This window comes from Rhizobium azibense (genome assembly GCF_004342325.1).
GTDB lineage: Bacteria > Pseudomonadota > Alphaproteobacteria > Rhizobiales > Rhizobiaceae > Rhizobium > Rhizobium etli_B.
In genome coordinates this window covers 598,883-615,018 of the sequence record NZ_SMBJ01000002.1, presented here as the reverse complement: position 1 = coordinate 615,018, position 16,136 = coordinate 598,883, and the positions used below count along the sequence as shown (strand labels likewise).

At 63.2% G+C, this 16,136-nt stretch carries 15 protein-coding genes; 4 read left to right on the top strand and 11 right to left on the bottom strand.

Annotated elements, in window-relative coordinates:
- Window positions 1-671: 671 nt before the first annotated feature.
- The 3 genes from EV130_RS07005 to EV130_RS06990 form a co-directional block, all read right to left on the bottom strand.
- Complete coding sequence (locus EV130_RS07005; RefSeq protein WP_132659746.1) at window positions 672-1,355, bottom strand: DUF6064 family protein; 684 nt, start codon at window positions 1,353-1,355, stop codon at window positions 672-674.
- Entirely contained in the window at window positions 1,355-2,275 is a 921-nt protein-coding gene (locus tag EV130_RS07000) for an aldo/keto reductase (protein WP_132659744.1), read from the bottom strand. The genes EV130_RS07005 and EV130_RS07000 overlap by 1 nt, the downstream gene beginning before the upstream one ends.
- A 442-nt stretch (window positions 2,276-2,717) precedes the next feature.
- Window positions 2,718-2,897 (bottom strand): hypothetical protein, encoded by a 180-nt coding sequence (locus EV130_RS06990; protein WP_074065153.1) that lies wholly within the window; start codon window positions 2,895-2,897, stop codon window positions 2,718-2,720.
- Between the two features lie 106 nt (window positions 2,898-3,003).
- Between EV130_RS06990 and EV130_RS06985 the strand changes: the two genes are divergently transcribed.
- Window positions 3,004-3,747 (top strand): SDR family NAD(P)-dependent oxidoreductase, encoded by a 744-nt coding sequence (locus EV130_RS06985; RefSeq protein WP_132659742.1) that lies wholly within the window; start codon window positions 3,004-3,006, stop codon window positions 3,745-3,747.
- Window positions 3,744-4,664: an RNA polymerase sigma factor gene (locus tag EV130_RS06980; RefSeq protein WP_132659740.1), complete on the top strand. Its 921-nt coding sequence runs from the start codon at window positions 3,744-3,746 to the stop codon at window positions 4,662-4,664. The genes EV130_RS06985 and EV130_RS06980 overlap by 4 nt, the downstream gene beginning before the upstream one ends.
- 173 nt (window positions 4,665-4,837) lie before the next feature.
- On the opposite strand, the gene EV130_RS06975 is transcribed toward EV130_RS06980, so the two are convergent.
- Window positions 4,838-5,680 (bottom strand): ferredoxin--NADP reductase, encoded by an 843-nt coding sequence (locus EV130_RS06975; RefSeq protein ID WP_074065150.1) that lies wholly within the window; start codon window positions 5,678-5,680, stop codon window positions 4,838-4,840.
- 205 nt (window positions 5,681-5,885) lie between these two features.
- On the opposite strand from EV130_RS06975, the gene EV130_RS06970 reads away from it, so the two are divergent.
- On the top strand, window positions 5,886-7,103 hold the full coding sequence (locus tag EV130_RS06970; RefSeq protein WP_074065149.1) for an amidohydrolase family protein: 1,218 nt from the start codon (window positions 5,886-5,888) through the stop codon (window positions 7,101-7,103).
- Between the two features lie 293 nt (window positions 7,104-7,396).
- Here EV130_RS06970 and EV130_RS06965 read toward each other — a convergent pair whose 3' ends face one another.
- From EV130_RS06965 to EV130_RS06940, 6 genes are read right to left on the bottom strand one after another with little or no spacing between them, the layout of a single operon-like run.
- Window positions 7,397-7,981, bottom strand: a complete 585-nt coding sequence (locus EV130_RS06965; RefSeq protein WP_074065148.1) for an amino acid synthesis family protein — start codon at window positions 7,979-7,981, stop codon at window positions 7,397-7,399.
- Window positions 7,978-8,562, bottom strand: a complete 585-nt coding sequence (locus EV130_RS06960) for an amino acid synthesis family protein (protein ID WP_132659738.1) — start codon at window positions 8,560-8,562, stop codon at window positions 7,978-7,980. Before EV130_RS06960 ends, EV130_RS06965 begins: the two co-directional genes overlap by 4 nt.
- On the bottom strand, window positions 8,507-9,466 hold the full coding sequence (locus tag EV130_RS06955) for a UPF0280 family protein (RefSeq protein WP_132659736.1): 960 nt from the start codon (window positions 9,464-9,466) through the stop codon (window positions 8,507-8,509). Before EV130_RS06955 ends, EV130_RS06960 begins: the two co-directional genes overlap by 56 nt.
- Before the next feature lie 46 nt (window positions 9,467-9,512).
- A complete protein-coding gene (locus EV130_RS06950) occupies window positions 9,513-11,006 on the bottom strand; it encodes a 6-hydroxynicotinate reductase (protein ID WP_132659734.1) in 1,494 nt (497 codons plus the stop codon).
- A 12-nt stretch (window positions 11,007-11,018) separates the two neighbouring features.
- Window positions 11,019-13,808, bottom strand: coding sequence for a molybdopterin-dependent oxidoreductase (locus tag EV130_RS06945; protein ID WP_132659732.1), 2,790 nt, complete (start codon window positions 13,806-13,808; stop codon window positions 11,019-11,021).
- Complete coding sequence (locus EV130_RS06940) at window positions 13,805-14,656, bottom strand: FAD binding domain-containing protein (protein ID WP_074065143.1); 852 nt, start codon at window positions 14,654-14,656, stop codon at window positions 13,805-13,807. Before EV130_RS06940 ends, EV130_RS06945 begins: the two co-directional genes overlap by 4 nt.
- Before the next feature lie 298 nt (window positions 14,657-14,954).
- Between EV130_RS06940 and EV130_RS06935 the strand changes: the two genes are divergently transcribed.
- Window positions 14,955-15,434: a MarR family winged helix-turn-helix transcriptional regulator gene (locus EV130_RS06935; protein WP_081377262.1), complete on the top strand. Its 480-nt coding sequence runs from the start codon at window positions 14,955-14,957 to the stop codon at window positions 15,432-15,434.
- 2 nt (window positions 15,435-15,436) lie between these two features.
- Here the strand turns inward: EV130_RS06935 and EV130_RS06930 are convergent, their stop codons facing one another.
- Window positions 15,437-16,135: an ABC transporter ATP-binding protein gene (locus EV130_RS06930; RefSeq protein WP_132659730.1), complete on the bottom strand. Its 699-nt coding sequence runs from the start codon at window positions 16,133-16,135 to the stop codon at window positions 15,437-15,439.
- Between the last annotated feature and the right edge of the window lies 1 nt (window position 16,136).

Here is a 16,136-nt window from a genome sequence, read left to right as displayed (position 1 = left end):
GAAACACCAGAGAGCTCCGTTGGAGATGATGCCGATAGGGTGGCAGGCGAAAGCGGCATACGACAGACCTCGGCTCTTTCGTCAAACTCAACGGAAGTATCCGGTGGTGCTGACCACGATGACAATCCCGCCGTTGATCCACTGGCAAGGCCGACTTCAGCTGAACCCGACAGCGATCTTAATGGCCCTCCGTCAGTCTCGCGGCCAAGGGATGGTGAAGGGGTCCAGAGCCCTGCTCCTCATGAAACTAGCCGATCCCTTGGCGACACGTCGATGCAGGAAGGCCGGCCAAGTGGAAAGTCTCCACGAACACCGCGGACAAAGCGGCTGGGCCGCACGAAGACGCCCCGCGCCGACTTGGTTTCGAAGAGCACTGCTGTCGCAAGGAGCGACCAGGGCGCGCAATCCTCCTCCCGTCGAGATGGTTTCTTCGATGAGGTGGCAAGCCTGGACGAGGAGATCAGGCAACTGAGAAGCCAGTTGGCGCACAAGCTGCGTTTACAGAATGTTCAGCTTGAGAAAATGCTTGAACGATTCGATGGATCGTGAGCCTGCAAATCTCGGTCGGTTGCCCGGACAAAATTGATACGCTGTCGCGATGGCCTACTCACGGCGCTCTCCACTGGCGGGCGGCGCTGGAGAGTGCCATCCTTCACGCAACGGCATCGCAATCATCTCGCGGTCGGTCGTTGCTCGTTGATGATCGCTCCAATGCAGGCTGCGAGGGCGAGCGCTACGGCCGCAAAAGATGCCCATGCCTCCGGCGCTCCCATGCTCATAAGTGTCAGGCCGCTCAAGGAACACCAGAGAAGGGGGATAGGAAGGAGCAGCGGCAAGAACTTGCTGCGGGCAAGAAGCAGGAAGCCCAACGTTCCGATCGATGTCGGATCGGGCGCGACGCCAAAGATTTCGGACGAGGTCCAGGCCCGTCCCTGCAGCGGCGCAAGCAGCGGCTGCCCGGCGAGCGCGAAGGCGAGAAGCGCATATCCCGTCCACGCGGCGGGTCCGCGCCGGCAAAAGACAAGGCCGTCAATCAGCGTGCCGATGACGAAGAGCAGCAGTGCCTCACCGGCAAATGCGGGTGCAAGGTAAGCGGCGGCCCAGTTTATTGTCGCGTAGCGGTTCCATAGAAAAGACCATCCGACAAAGGCCCAAAGGATAGCAAATACGAGCGCGACGAAGCGTCTAGAGGCAGGAGACCGTCGCACGATAAGGGCAACCATGACAAGGCCGCAAACCAGTGTGAGCGCCTGTAGTGGACAGACCATCGCATTGTGCAACTCGAACATCCGCCAGTAGACGCGTGGCGAAAAGAGCAGAAAATCCTCAAGGCTGTAGGTCCACCATTCCGACATCAAAGTTCCTGCACATGGGCCGCCATGCGCTCGCGAGTGACAGCGTTGGGCAACAAGCCCGCCGCTGCCGCGACGTTCTCACGCACATGGTCAACACGTGTCGTGGCTGGGATCGCGACGGTGACGGCCGGGTGGGAGAGAATGAACTTCAGCAGGAACTGAGCCCAACTCGATGCACCAATTTCGGCTGCCCATGCGGGCATCGGTTCGCCGTCGAGCCGGCTCGTCAGCGCGCCTTGCCGGAAGGGCCGGTTGATGATCACAGCAATTCCACGTTCGGCCGCCAGCGGCAGGATCCGCTCTTCCGCCTCGCGATCGATGATATTATAGGTAAGTTGTACAAAATCGACGGCCTCATGCCGCATGATCTGTTCAAGAAGATCATGACGGCGCCCTTCGGAGGTCGTAATCCCGACATAGCGCACCAAGCCAGCTGCCTTCATTGCGAACAGCGTTTGCAGATGCGCCTCCCAGGCAAGCAGGTTGTGAACCTGAATGAGGTCGAAGCGCGGCACATTCCAGAAACGGCGGGATCGCTCGATCTGGTTTGGACCGTCGGCCCCCGAGGACGTCCAGACCTTCTCCGCCGAAAACAGCCCCGGCGGCTGACCGAGCTTTTGCAGGCCATAGCCGACGACGGGCTGCGATGATCCGTACATGGGCGAGGAGTCGATCATGCGCCCGCCGGCCTCGAAGAAGGCTGCCATGACCTGCGCGCATTCGTCCCTGAGCGTCGGATCGTCTCCGACATTGAAGGTGATCCAGGTCCCAAGTCCGACGGCCGGAATCGCCTCGCCCGTCGAAGGAATACGGCGGGTGACCGGCCGCTGGTCCTGGGCATGTGCCAAGAGCGGCGGCACATTCAGTGCGGCCATCACACCCAAGGAGGCCTGCACCAGCATTCGACGTGTCGTCAGCATCCGCTCTCCGTGATATCGGTGGCAACTGGCGAACCCATGAGGCGATGGCCGATCACGATCGTCTCGGGCTTCCACCGGGATTTTAGAACGTTGCCGAGGGTCTGCAAAGCGTCGGCCGCAGCCGCCGGCACCGAGAGCTGGGCAAGGCTTCAGCCGGGGTCGCATTGCCGGGCATGGGCCGAAGGTTCGCCGAACTGGCCCCTTCGTGGAAGGCAGGCGCGCAGGTCATCGGGTGTCGCCGTATCTGGTGATCGCTTGAAAAATCCGGCGAAATCCTTGATTGTCCGAATATGGGCCTGCCGCGCCTGTCGCCGAGCCCACGGATACGCATGTCTTCGATCATCCGCTCGGGGTCGTCCTCTCCTGCCTCAAGGCAGCCTCCTGTCTGAGGTTAAACACCCCGATCGCCAGCCAGGACCGCACATCTGCAAATTCACGTCGTTCAAATCATTGCTGCACCTTCACCACGGGCGCCAGTGCCGCGCGAGCGGCTTCGTCCATGGGTCGACTGAAGACGGTTCTCGGCCAGATTGCGGACAAAGCGGATTTTGCCTGCGCCTGGCGGCGCTTCGGACCGCAAGTGAAGGCCGTCCACCTTCAGCTGTTCAAACGGCCCGGACATGGTCCCCACCGGACTGGGGCCGGCAGTGACTCCTTTTGCCTCGTTGGAACGTCCTTGCTGCGGCCGTCTTCGAGCGGCCGGATCAGAACATTGCTAGGACTGGATCATGGATGTGAACGGAAAGCGAATCGTGGTCGTCGGCGGAAGTCGCGGCCTGGGGTTGGGGCTGGTCGAGACCTTCGTGGCACGCGCGGCGGGGGTTACCGTGGTGGCCCGCAACGCAACGGCTTTGCAGGAGGTGGGCGAGCGGCTGGCCGTCGCCACGATATCGGCCGACGCGACCGACGCCGGCGTGGCGAAGCAGATCATGGCCGACACCCGGCCCGACATTGCGATCGTGAATGTCGGGGCGAAACCGCCCATGGATCGGATCGACCGGATCGGCTGGGGGGCCTTCGCAACCAACTGGAACGTGGACGTCAAGGCCGCGCTGCACTGGGCCCAGGCCGCCCTGACGTTGCCAATGGCGCCGGGCGGACTGGTCATCTTCGTCTCCAGTGGAGCTGCCGTGCAGGGTTCACCGCTGTCGGGTGGCTATGCCGGAGCGAAGAGGGCCCAGTGGTTCATCGCCAAATATGCCGAGGCACTATCCACGCAGCTCGAACTGGATCTGCGGTTCCGGGTCATCATTCCCCGGCAGATGTTCGCCGGAACCGGCGTCGGCGACACCGGCATTGCCGCCTACGCCGCGGCGTCGGGGCGGACATTCGCTGAACAGGCCGCCACCTGGCCGGACATGACACCGCGGGCCTTTGGCGATATGGTTGCCGACCTGATCGGCAAGACGGGGCTGGCCGAGGCCATGTTCTATGCTGTGCGTGGGGATACCGGCGTGACGGTCATCGAATGACGGATGAAGTGACCATCGGGGCCGAGGCGGGAGACGACGCCCGGCGCGCGGCTCTGGCAGCCGAGGCGGATGCGCTTCGCCCCGAACTGCACCGCTATGCCGCCCGTCTGGTGGGTTCGGTGATCGACGGCGAGGATGTGGTTCAGGACGCCTTTGCCCGCGCCTTCACGCGGATCGGCGCGGTTTCGCCGGGAACGCCGCTGCGACCCTGGCTGTTCCGCATCGTCCACAATCGCGCCATCGACGCGCTGCGCCAACGCCGCACCCGCCGGTCAGAACCGCTGGAAACGGCCTTCGCCCTGGCCGACGCCGGCACGGTCGATCCGGAAGACGCCGTGATGCGTCAGGAAGCGGTGCGGTTTGCAGTGGCGCGCTTTGCCGAATTGCCCGTGCCGCAGCGCAGCACCGTGATCCTCAAGGATGTACTGGACGAGTCGCTTGCAGATATCGCGGCGCTGCTGGAGCTGAGCGTCGATGCCGTCAAGGCCCATCTGGCACGCGGCCGCGCGAGGCTGCGGTCCATGTCTGAAACACAGTCCGAGGTTCCTCGCCCGGCGAGTGCTGAGGCCTTGAACTTCGCGGCATTGTTCAACGCCCAAGACTGGGCCGCGCTGCGCCGACTGCTGGCCGAGGACGTCCGGCTTCGCCAGGCGCGACGGCCGGAGATCTCTGGCGCCGCGCAAGTCGGCCGGTTTTTCACTTACTATGCAGAATATCCGCGCGTCGGGGTCGAACCGGCTCGGCTGGAGGGTCGGGAGATACTGCTGGTGTCGGACGAACCGGCGAGCGTTCCTGCGTACTTCATGCTGCTCGAATGGCGGGATGGCCGGATCATCATGATCCGCGACCATCGCTATGCGACCTATGTCATGGACGGAGCAGTCGTGACGCACGCCGCGCGACCAGCTGAACCATAGGCCGTGGCGGCGTTGAAAGGCTGCGGGCCGACACATTTTGGGGACCTTTCGGTGCCGCGCGAGCTGATATCGAAAGTGTTCCAAGATCGTCCTGCCTCCTCCGGATGGGCCACCGGGGCCATCCAGTTTGGGCCTGCAGGCGACGATGACCGCGGCCAGGTAGCGCTTTGAAGTCAACCGACGAATGCCCGTTCGACGACATAAGTGGCCGGCGCGTGGTTGCTACCTTCGACGAGGCCGAAGGATTCAAGAACCGTCTTGCTGTCCTTCAGCATCTGCATCGAGCCGCAGATCATGGCGCGGTCCTGCGTCGGATCGAAGAGCGGCAACCCGGTTTCGCTAAAGAAGGCTCCGCTGCGGATGAGATCGGTGACGCGGCCCATACGCGGGAAGGCTTCGCGTGTCGTCGTCGTGTGGAGGCGTAGTTTTTCGCTTGCTGTTTCGCCAACCAGCGGATCGTGCTTAAGTCCGTCTACCAGTTCGGTGATGTAGGTGAGCTCGGCGACTTCTCGGCAGGTCTGCACGAGGATCACTTCCTCGAATTTCTCATAGATTTCCGGATCGCGGATAAGGCTCGCGAATGGCGCCACGCCGGTTCCGGTCGAAAAGAGGTAGAGCCGCTTGCCCGGCAGCAGGGCATCGAGCACCAGCGTGCCGGTCGGTTTCTTGCGCATCAGCACCGTGTCCCCGGGAACGATCTTCTGCAGGTGTTCGGTGAACGGCCCGCCCCGCACCTTGATCGAAAGGAATTCGATCTCCTCGTCCCACGAGGGGCTGGCCATCGAATATGCGCGAAACACCGGCTTTGGCGCATTCGGCAGGCCGATCATGACGAATTCGCCGGAGCGGAAGCGAAAGCTTGCGGGCCTGGTGATGCGGAAATGGAACAGCCGGTCGGTGTAGTGCTTTACTGCCGTCACGGTCTGCGCAAAGACGTCTGCCGGGGCTGGAGACTTCGGCCAATCGGCGTCGTGCGTCTCTCCTGCACCGGTTTTGCCGCTCGATTGCGTGGTCATCCCCGTTTTCCCGTTCCATCGGCGATAATTTGTTTGTGTACGAATGAAATGGAAATCCCAAACCGCGCTTTTGTCAATAAAGGATTTGGGCTCGACAGAAATTTCCGGCAAAGTTAGCATTCGTGTGCAAATTGGATCGCCGAACTGTGCCGCAGATAAATTTCGCCCGGATCCGGCGTGCAACAAACAGGGGAAGGGGACGAATATGGCTGATGTAGCGGGCGGAAACGAAAAGGCTGGCAGGCTGGTCATCAAGAATATCGGCCTGATTCTTTCCGGTAAAATCGAGCAGCCGATCCTCGACGGCGACTGCATCGTTTGCGACGACGGAATTATCACCGCCGTAGGTTATGAGAAGGACATCGACACGGAAGGCGCCAAGACGGTCGTCGACGCCAGGGCGACGACGGTCGCCCCGGGGCTCATCGACAGCCACGTGCATCCGGTAATCGGCGACTATACACCGCGCCAGCAGCAGCTGAACTGGATCGACTCGACGCTCAACGGCGGCGTGACGACGATGATCTCGGCTGGCGAAGTGCATGCACCCGGCCGTCCGCGCGACATCGTCGGCCTCAAAGCGCATGCGATTGCCTCGCAGCGGTTCTACGAAAATTTCCGCCCCTCGGGGGTCAAGGTCCATGCCGGTGCGCCAGTCATCGAGACGGGCATGGTCGAGCAGGATTTCAAGGATCTGGCGGAGGCCGGCGTCAAGCTGCTTGGCGAGGTCGGTCTTGGCGGCGTCAAGGACGCGGCCAATGCCAAGCAGATGGTGGCCTGGGCGCGCAAATACGGCATCCAGAGCACAATCCACACCGGTGGCCCTTCGATTCCCGGCTCGGGCCTGATCGACAAGGATGTGGTGCTGGAGGCGGACACCGATGTGGTCGGCCATCTGAACGGCGGGCATACGGCGCTGCCGGATGACCAGATCGTCTGCATCTGCGAGCGCTGCATGCGGGGTCTTGAGATCGTCCACAACGGCAACGAGCGTGCAGCGCTGCTGACGGTCAACACGGCGCGTGAACTCAAGAAGCTCGATCAGGTCATCCTCGGCACCGATGGACCGGCAGGTTCTGGCGTTCAGCCGCTCGGCATCCTGCGCATGGTGTCGCTGGTCGCTAGCCTTTCCGACACGCCGGCGGAGGTGGCCTTCTGTTTTGCCACCGGCAATACGGCCCGCCAGCGCAATCTCGACTGCGGCATCATCGAGCCCGGCAGGACGGCCGACTTCGTCATCATGGACCGGGCCCAGCATGCGCCAGGCGCGACCCTCCTAGAGTCCGTGAAGCTCGGCAACCTGCCCGGGATCGGCATGACAGTCATCGACGGCGTGATCCGGACGCAACGAAGCCGCAACACGCCGCCGGCCACGGCGGTACCGGAGATCGTCTTCGGCCGCTATGCCCAGTATGGGGGCTGACGCAGCACCCGTCCGGCTTTGAGGCGCGCTAAGCTTGCCGTAGCGCTTTGACCTGCCGACTGGATCATGAAAAGTGACCAAACATCGATATTGTCGCGTCGCCAGGCATGCGTGCATCTTGTCCATAACCGGCGCTTGAGCCCGGGCGCTCTCCCATACCAGCTTCTCCGCACGTCGCGATCAGACCAGGCTTCGCAAGCGTCGGGGCCTTGGGGAGGAAAGGTGGGGCGCACGTCCCGCACCACACCTTAACCTTTTAGAATCCTTCACATGATTGAACCAACCATCGTGATCTAGCGCAGTCCGTCCTTGCCTTCGATCTCGTCCACCTTCAGGCCGCCGATGCGGGCAAAAGGCCTTCCGCTGTCTGTTACGGCAACGGCGACCATGATCTCGTCGGCGCGCGGAGAATCATTGAGGCTTACCTCCATGCCGTCGAAGTGTGAGCGGACGAAGGCTGCATCCTTGTGGCCGAGGGGTATGTCGAGAGCCTGGCCGGGCCCGCCACGCTTCTTCGAAGACGGGACCAGGGCGGCGCCTTTCTCCACGGCGGCGCGAAGCGGCTTGCCCATGGCAGGATGCAGCAAGGCGGCGGCATGTTCCAGCTCGCCGTTCTCGCCGACCATGGCTGCCTTGCCGTAGCTCTGCGCCTCGGAGGGCTCAATGCCCAGTGCCGCAACGCATTTTTCCCCCAGCAGGCCGCCGAGTTCGGCGCCGATATCGATCAGCGGCGTCAGGTCTTCGACATAGCGTCCGGCAAAGGGGTTGCGGATAACCGCGACCGCGGCCGCCTTGCGGGTCGGCGGCGAAACCGTCCGTCCCATTTCAGAATGGGTTTCCTCGAGAAAAACGGCGAGTTTGCGGATTTCGGCTTTCATCTCAGTCCATCCTCTCCCTTGATATCTTCTGCTTTCAGTCCGCCGAGGCGGGCGTGAATGCGTCCGCCGGTGGTCATGACCAGCGCGAGCACGATCTCGTTTGCGCGCGGTGCGTCGGCAAGGCCGACCTCCATCGCGTCGAAATGACTGCGCACATAGGACGCGTTGATATGGGTTACCGGAACGTCCAGGCGCGCGCCGGCGGCGCCGACTTTCTTCGTCGACGGCACGATCGCCTTGGCGTTGCCCAATGCCTCGCGCATGGCATAGCCGCCCGGCACATGCCACAGGGCGCCATGCTCCAGTTCGCCGGCCTGACCGACAATCGCGCCCTTGCCATAGCCCTCGATCGCACCCGCCTCGCCACCGAGCGCTTCTATCAGCCGCCTCGCCATGTCGAGGCCGAGAGGCTCCAGATCCTTCATGAAGCCCTGAATATCCTCGTGATAGGCGCCCGCGAACGGATTTTCGATAACCGCAAGAACGGCGCCGCACTTCAGCGGCTTTGCAGGTGGCGTGCCGCCTTCATGGCGAATTTCCTCCACCGCTGTAAGGATTTTCCTGATCTTTGGTTCGGCCATGGTTGACGTGCTCCGTTGCGTTGATTGTGATTCCGGTGGAGTCCTGATCGCACGCCATTGCCAGGCGCCCCTGATCCTGAAGAAAAAGGGCGGCTCTTTCGATGAAACCGAGCGCTATGAAACGTTCAGCTTCCGCGACCCCGCGTGACAGGGCTTCCTCGACCTCGTTGGATGCCAGCCTGCCGCAATTGCGCACTACGAGCCTTGTTCCGAGGTCGCTGTCGTCGCGGACATCGACGGCGCGGACGCGTTCGATTGCCGGATGGCCGGGGAGATCGACGGCATTGGCGATGAGCGTCGCGGCGGCATCGGCCTCTGCCGCGGTGCGGGCGATGACAGTGACGGATTCGGCAATGCCGAGCGAAAGGCTGCGGCCCCCCCTGCCGCTGGTGGCGATACCGCGGCTCTGCGAGGCCGCCTTCAGCTCGAAATGGCCAAGCGAAACATTGTCTAGTCGCGCGATGCGGACGCGGAAGGAGGCGTCGCCGTGGAGATGCACCGCGATGTCGCCGCCATTGTTGACGTAGATCCGGGCCGGTCTTTCGACCGGTGAAAAAGCGGCAACCATTGACTCGAGAGTCTCCTCCGCGACGGCGCCGGCAACGGCTGCCATCGGGGTGATGAAGCGGTATCGCGAAAGCGGCTTCACTGCCGCGACCATCCGTCTGGCGACGCTTCCGCGCGGATCGGACATGTCCGGATCCGCTTCGGCGCGAAGCAGCGGCAGTTCCGACATCAGCTCCTCGAGCACCGTTTCGAACCTCGCCCTTGCGACGTCGAAGGCACGGGCGCGCATTTCTGCCGCGTCGCAGCGCAGGCGAGGACCGTCATCGGCGCCGATGACGAGGTCGATCGGGCCGTGCTGCAGATGCAGCCTGCCACCCGATCCGTCCTGATCCGGCAAGTAACTCGCCTGAGGACCCAACCTCGTCACTCCGTCGCTATCCGTGTCATGCCTGCCACTTGAAGTTCTGGCTTTCGGTTGGCCAGGGAGCGTCCTGGCGCTTCGCGACCTTGCGTTCTGCCACCTTCAGCGCCTCCTCAATCGGTACGACCGCTTCCATGTGGCCGCCGAGCCTACGGTAGTCGTCAAGCCGCATGGTGAATTCGATCGGCGCAACGAGTGCGGGGGTCGGCACGTAGCCGAAGGAATTGGCCGGCATCTGCGTCACGTCTGCCATTACGGTAATGCCGCCCCCGGGCCAGACATAAGCCGGCGCGCCGCCGCACGATACGTAGGTCAGCGCCTCCTTGACCGAGCGGGTGAGTTGCACCGGATTGCGCGTGACCCCTGCGCGCAGGCTGCCTCCGGCGCCGCCCATGAACAGCACCGAGCAGACGGCCGGCTCGCAATTTTCGGCGATCTGCTCGACCGACAAGCGGATATCCTCCGGCAGGCTCGTCTGGAGCGCGGGCACGAGGTTTTCATCGAGAATGTAATAGCCGTATTGCTCGCCTGTGGTCGAGACCATCAGAAGGCGCAGGCCGGGATAGGCGGTCTTGGGGTCGAACGCGCCGAGGATCGATAACGGATCGGATATGTTGGTGCCGCCCCAGCCGGTGCCCGGCTCTGCCACCTGGAAATATCGACCCGGGGTTGAACGGCGGCCCTTGATCCTGATGCCGGTTGCCGGGACGTTCAGCACGCGGCCCGCCTGGTGTTCGGAAAGAACTCCTGTGATGTGGTCGTCGACCACCACGACCTCGTCCACGTGCTGGGCCCATTGCTTGGCAAACATGCCGATGGTCGCCGAGCCGCAGCCGACACGCATTCGCTGTTCCTCGACACCGTTGATGATCGGTGCCGTACCCGCCTTGACGACGATTTCCGCGCCGCCGTCGATCGTCATTTCCACGGCCTCGCCATTGCAGAGCCGCATCAGTGCGTCGCAGGTGAGGCGGCCCTCCTTCTTGGTCCCGCCGGTCAGATGATGGACGCCGCCGAGGGAGAGCATCTGCGAGCCATATTCGCCGGTCGTGACATGGCCAACCGGCTCGCCTTCAACGCGCACGGCAGAGGTTTCAGGGCCGAGATAGCGGTCGGTGTCGATCTTCACCTTGGCGCCGCAATAGCTGAAGATGCCCTCGGTCACGACCGTCACCATGTCGATGCCGCGTTCCTGCTGCGAGACGATGAAAGGGGCGGGCTTGTAGTCCGGGTAGGTGGTGCCGGCGCCGACGGCGGTGACGAAGGAGCGCTTCGCCTGAACGAGATCGCCGTCCCACTCCTTGTTTTCGGCGCCCGGCAGGAAGGAAACGAGCTGGCCGCCATTGTCCTTCCGGCTCTCGATGATCGTCAGGGGATCGACGCGAACGAGGTCGCCGCCGACATTGGCGTAGCGGTCGCAGGCGCCGGATCTGCCCTCTGAAATGTAGCACATCACGGGGCAGGCATCGCAGCGGATCTTGCCGTCTATGGTGCTTTCGATCGTTTGTTTGACCATTGGGGCTTCCCGTCAGTTCTTCATCATCACGGCGCGGATCGCCGCCATCACCTTCGCCGGCGTCGCTGGCAGGTGGTGGAGGCGCACGCCCGCAGCATCGCGGATTGCGTTGAGGATCGCCGGCGCGGTCGGGATCAGCACATGCTCCCCGAGCCCCTTGGCGCCATAGGGCCCATGGCCGTCCTCGACCTCTACGATCAGGGTCTCGACGGGCGGAATGTCGCCGAAGGTCGGGATGAGGTAATCGTGCAGGTTCTCGGTTCGTCCGGGAACGAATTCCTCCATCAGCGCAAACCCTACACCCTGAGCGATGCCGCCCTGGATCTGCCCCTCGATCAGCAGCGGGTTGATCGCCTTGCCGACGTCATGGGCTGCGGTGAACTTCCGCAGCTTGACGGTGCCGAGCGCCATGTCGACACTGAGTTCGACGAGTTGGGCGGCATAGCCGAAGACCGCGTAGGGATGGCCCTGGCCGTTCTCGTCGAGCGGTCTTGTCGGCGGATCGTAACTTTCCTCGGCCATGAGGACATAGCCGTCCGTGTTGGCAGGCAGGGATTCTCCAAGATGAACCGTGCGGCGCACCTCGCCGTCGACGAGGCGCACGACGCCGTCGCCGATCTTAATCTCGGCATCGTCGGAGACATTGCCGAGCCGCAGGATCTGCTTTCTCAGCGCTTCGCCACAAAGCCTGGCGGCATTGCCGGAAACATAGGTCTGGCGGGAGGCGGAGGTTTTGCCGGCATCGGGCGTCAGGTCGGTATCCGGGCCGACGAGCCTGCACGCAGAGACGGGCACGCCGAGCGCGGTTGCGAAAATCTGGGCGATGACGGTGTTCGAACCCTGGCCGATATCGGTTGCGCCCTGGTGCAGGACGACGGTGCCATCGGCGCAAATGCCGGCCTTGATGATCGAGGGGTTGGGCAGCGAGGTGTTGCCGCAGCCGTACCAGCCGGACGCGATGCCGGTGCCCCAGCGCAGCGGGCTGCCGGAGCGCGCAGCTTCGGCGTTGAGAGCCTTTGCTTGCGCGCAGGCGCGATCCCAGGCCGGTCGCAGCGCCTCCAGACAGGCGCTGATGCCCACGCCCTTGTCGAAGATCTGGCCCGTTACCGTCGGCTGGCCGTTGTCGAGCGCGTTTAGCCGACGCAGTTCCAGGCGGTCCATGCCAAGCTTCAGCGCCAGTTCGTCGAGCATGGACTCCTGTGCCACTGCCGCCTGCGGCACGCCGAATCCGCGGAAGGCGCCGGATGGCGGACAGTGCGTGTGAATCGCTCTGCTCCGCGCGCGATAGTTCTCGATGAAGTAGGGGCCGGAGGCGTGTACCGGCACGCGATTGGCGACCGTCGGCCCCCAGGAGGCATAGGCGCCGGTGTTGAAATCGCCGTTGAACTCAAGGGCAGTGATCTTTCCGTCTTGCGTCGCACCGATGCGGATCGTGATCTCGCTTGGGTGGCGCTTTGTGGTGGACTGCATGGATTCGGTGCGCGAATAGGCCAGGCGCACCGGCCGGTTGGTGAGCCAGGCGGCAAGACCGATATAGGGCTGTATGGAAAGATCAAGCTTGGAGCCGAAGCCACCGCCGCAGGCTGAAGGCACCACGCGCACGTCCTCGGGCGACAGCCCCATGATCTCGGCCATGCTGTCGCGGTCCATGAAGGGTGCCTGCGTGCAGCCATAGATTTCCAGCCGATTGCCGGTGCGCATAGCATAGCCGGCTTCTGGCTCGATATAGGCGTGCTCGACGAAACCGGTTGAAAAATCACCCTCGACGACGATGTCGGCGGCGGCGAATCCGGCTTCGACATCTCCGCGCTGGACGAAACCGCCGCACATCACGTTACCCGCGCGGTTCCCGTGGAGGACGGCTGCGTCGGTTAAAAGCGCTTCTGCGACAGTCATTGCCGGCTTGCGCTCTTCCCAGGCAATCGGGAAACGATCGAGGTCGAGTGCGGCAATCGCATTCGCCTCACCGACGACGGCCGCGACCGCCTCGCCCCGGAAGCGCGCGACACCCTCGGCAAAGACCGGCTGGTCGGCATAGGGCGGGATGACGCCGAAGCAGTTCTTGCCGGGAATGTCCTTGGCCGTCAGCACCAGCTCGACGCCGGGATGGGCCGCGCGCCAGGCCTTAAGATCGCCAAAGGCGAAAGCCACATGCGCATAAGGCGAGCGGATGACGCGAAGTGCCAGCGCATCATCGGGCGCAACGTCATCGCCGAAGGCCTCGCGACCCGTGACCTTTGCAAGCCCGTCGATGCGGGCAATGGCCGCGCCGACGCCGCCCTCGGTTAGCGTCTTGGGTCTTTCGAGCCCGCCGCCGGCATCGAGGATCGCGTCGATGATCTTGCGGTAACCTGTGCATCGGCACAGCACGCCGCCGAGCGCATCTTGAACGGCGGTCTCGTCCAGCGGCGTACGGGAACGCAGCAGCGCGGTTGCCGTAACGATCACGCCCGGCGTGCAGATGCCGCACTGGGCGGCGCCGTGCCGCTGGAAGGCTTCGGCGAGACCTTTTGCAACCGCGTCGGTGTCCACAAGCCCGCGCAGCGTCTCGACCGCGCGGCCATTGGCCTGCGCTGATGCTGTGGTGCATGAGCAGACGGGCTCGCCGTCGAGAAGTATGGTGCAGGCGCCGCAGTCGCCGGCGTTGCAGCCGACCTTGACGTCCTTGCAGCCGAATTCCTCGCGCAGCGTGTCGCAAAGCCGGCGCGCTGGATGCACATGGGCAGCGACAGCTTCGCCGTCGAGGGTGAAATTAACGGCAAAGGCATCCGCTGCGATCTTGGCTTCAGCGATCTGGTTCATGCCGCACGCTCCCCGGCTGTCGCAAGCGCTGCGCGCAAGGCGCGGCGGATCAGCTCTGCTGCGGCTTCGAGCCGATAGGCGCGATCGGCGCGCACGTCGTCGATCGGCGAAAGGAGGCAAAGGTGGCGAAGTTCCACGACAGACGCCAGGATCTCGCCGTTCATCGGCTGGCCCGCAAGCTCGCTCTCCAATGCCTCTATGCGGCGGGCGACCGCAGAGCAGGCACCGACAGCGATTCTCGCCTGCGCGACGCGGCCCGAGCCGTCGGCTTCGAGCAGAACGGCAACCATGGCGATGGAGATCACCAAATATCTGCGGGCACCGAGCTTCAGGAAGGCGGAAGCGGCATCCCGGTGCGGCACGAGGATCGCAGTCACCAGTTCGCCAGGGCGCAAAACAGTCCTGCGAACGCCCGTTATGAAGGCAGACAATGGAACAGTGCGGCGCCCCTCGCATGAGGCAATTTCGACCTCGGCGTCGAGTGTCAAAAGCGGTGGCACGCCGTCGGCGGCCGGCGAAGCGTTGCAGATATTGCCGGCGATCGTACCAGCGTTTTGAACCTGCAGCGCACCCACTTCGCGCGCAGCAGCCTGCAGGCCATGGAAGAGCGGGGGAAGGTTTGTGCGTGCCACATCGCTCCAGGTGGTGGCCGCACCGAGGCGCCAGCCGTCGCCTTGCCTTCGGATCGTGCGAAGCTCGTCAATACGGGAAATATCGATCAGGTCGCGCGTCGCCGGGCGATCGCGAAGGGCAGGGTAATAATCGGTGCCGCCGGCCAGTACGTCATGCGGGCCGGATGCGAGAATCGCGACGGCCTCCTCGCAGCTCCGCGGAGTGTAATAGCGCATCTCTGTTCCCAATTTTTATTTGTATACGAATAAGTATCGGATGACATCCCCACGCTGTCAAGCGCGCTTTTGAGGTGGTGCCCGCGAGCTTGGCGGGACGAATATGGGCGTTACTACAATGATTTACGCCCTCAGTTGCAGCGGACTTTCAGATGGGGCTTTCCTTTGTCACCACGTTGTCGCATAAAGTCTAAACGGGCAATTCGGCGAAGCGCGGAAGATCAGGTGCCGACGAGACGGTCAATCGCATCGAACCTTGTCCGTAGTTCATTTGTATACAGGCAAAATTCAAGAGAAAATGCGAGAAGACCGAGCCGTGGCGGAGAAGAGCGAGAAGAAAGCAGCGTCGATTGCACAAGAGGCGCCGCGCGACTACGTGCTGCACGAACAGATCGGTTTTTTTCTCCGCCAGGCGAACCAGCGCCACGTGGCGATCTTCGCGAGCCTTATCAACGACAAGCTGACGACGACGCAATGGGCGGCGCTGACCAAGCTCAAGGAAATCCAGCCTTGCTCGCAAAACAGGCTTGGCCGGGAAACGGCGATGGACGCGGCGACCATCAAGGGAGTTGTCGACAGGCTGGTCAAGCGTGGCTTCGTCAGCACCCTGCCGGACAGCAACGACGCGCGCCGGCTCGTCCTGTCGCTGACCGGAGACGGGCTCGAAGCGATCTCGCACAATGTCGTCGCAGCACTTACGGTTTCGGAAAAGACGCTGAGCCCGCTTACGGCGGGCGAGCGGCTGATGCTGCTCGAGCTGTTGCGCAAGATCTGCTGAGGTCATGCGATCCCGACATATCTGTCGAGCAGATGCGGGTTACCGCGAAGTTCATCGACCGGAACCGTCGCCTGAACACGGCCGTTTTCCACGAAGGACACGCGATCGGCGACCGACAGCACGGCATCGACGCGCTGCTCGACCAGCAGGATCGCCTTGCCCTGGTCGCGCAGTCTGAGGACCACATCGCGGATGGCGGCGATCATCGAGGGCATCAACCCCTCGGTCGGCTCGTCAAGCATGATCACAGACGGATCGATGCAAAGGGCGCGTGCGGTGGCCAGCATCTGCTGCTCGCCACCAGAAAGCGTTCCGGAGACCTGGTTGAGCCGCTCGCGCAAGCGGGGAAAAAGGGTCAGTGCCTGTTCGAGAATATCGCGCGAGGTGTTACGCGTCATCAGCCCGATCTCCAGATTATCCCGCACGGTAAGCTCCGAAAACAGCCGCCGGCCCTGCGGCACGTAACCGATGCCGTGCCTTGGCACTTCATGCGCGGGAAGGGCGGTCAGTTCCGTTCCGGCAAGGCTGATGCTGCCGGAACGCGCCGGCAGGAGGCCCATGATCGCCTTCAGAGCGGTCGTCTTGCCAGCGCCATTGCGGCCGAGCAGGCAGAGCACCTCGCCGGCACCGACCGATATCGAGAAATCCTTCAGCGTCTGGCTGGTGCCGTGAAAGACGTTCAGCCCGGTAACAGTCAGCATG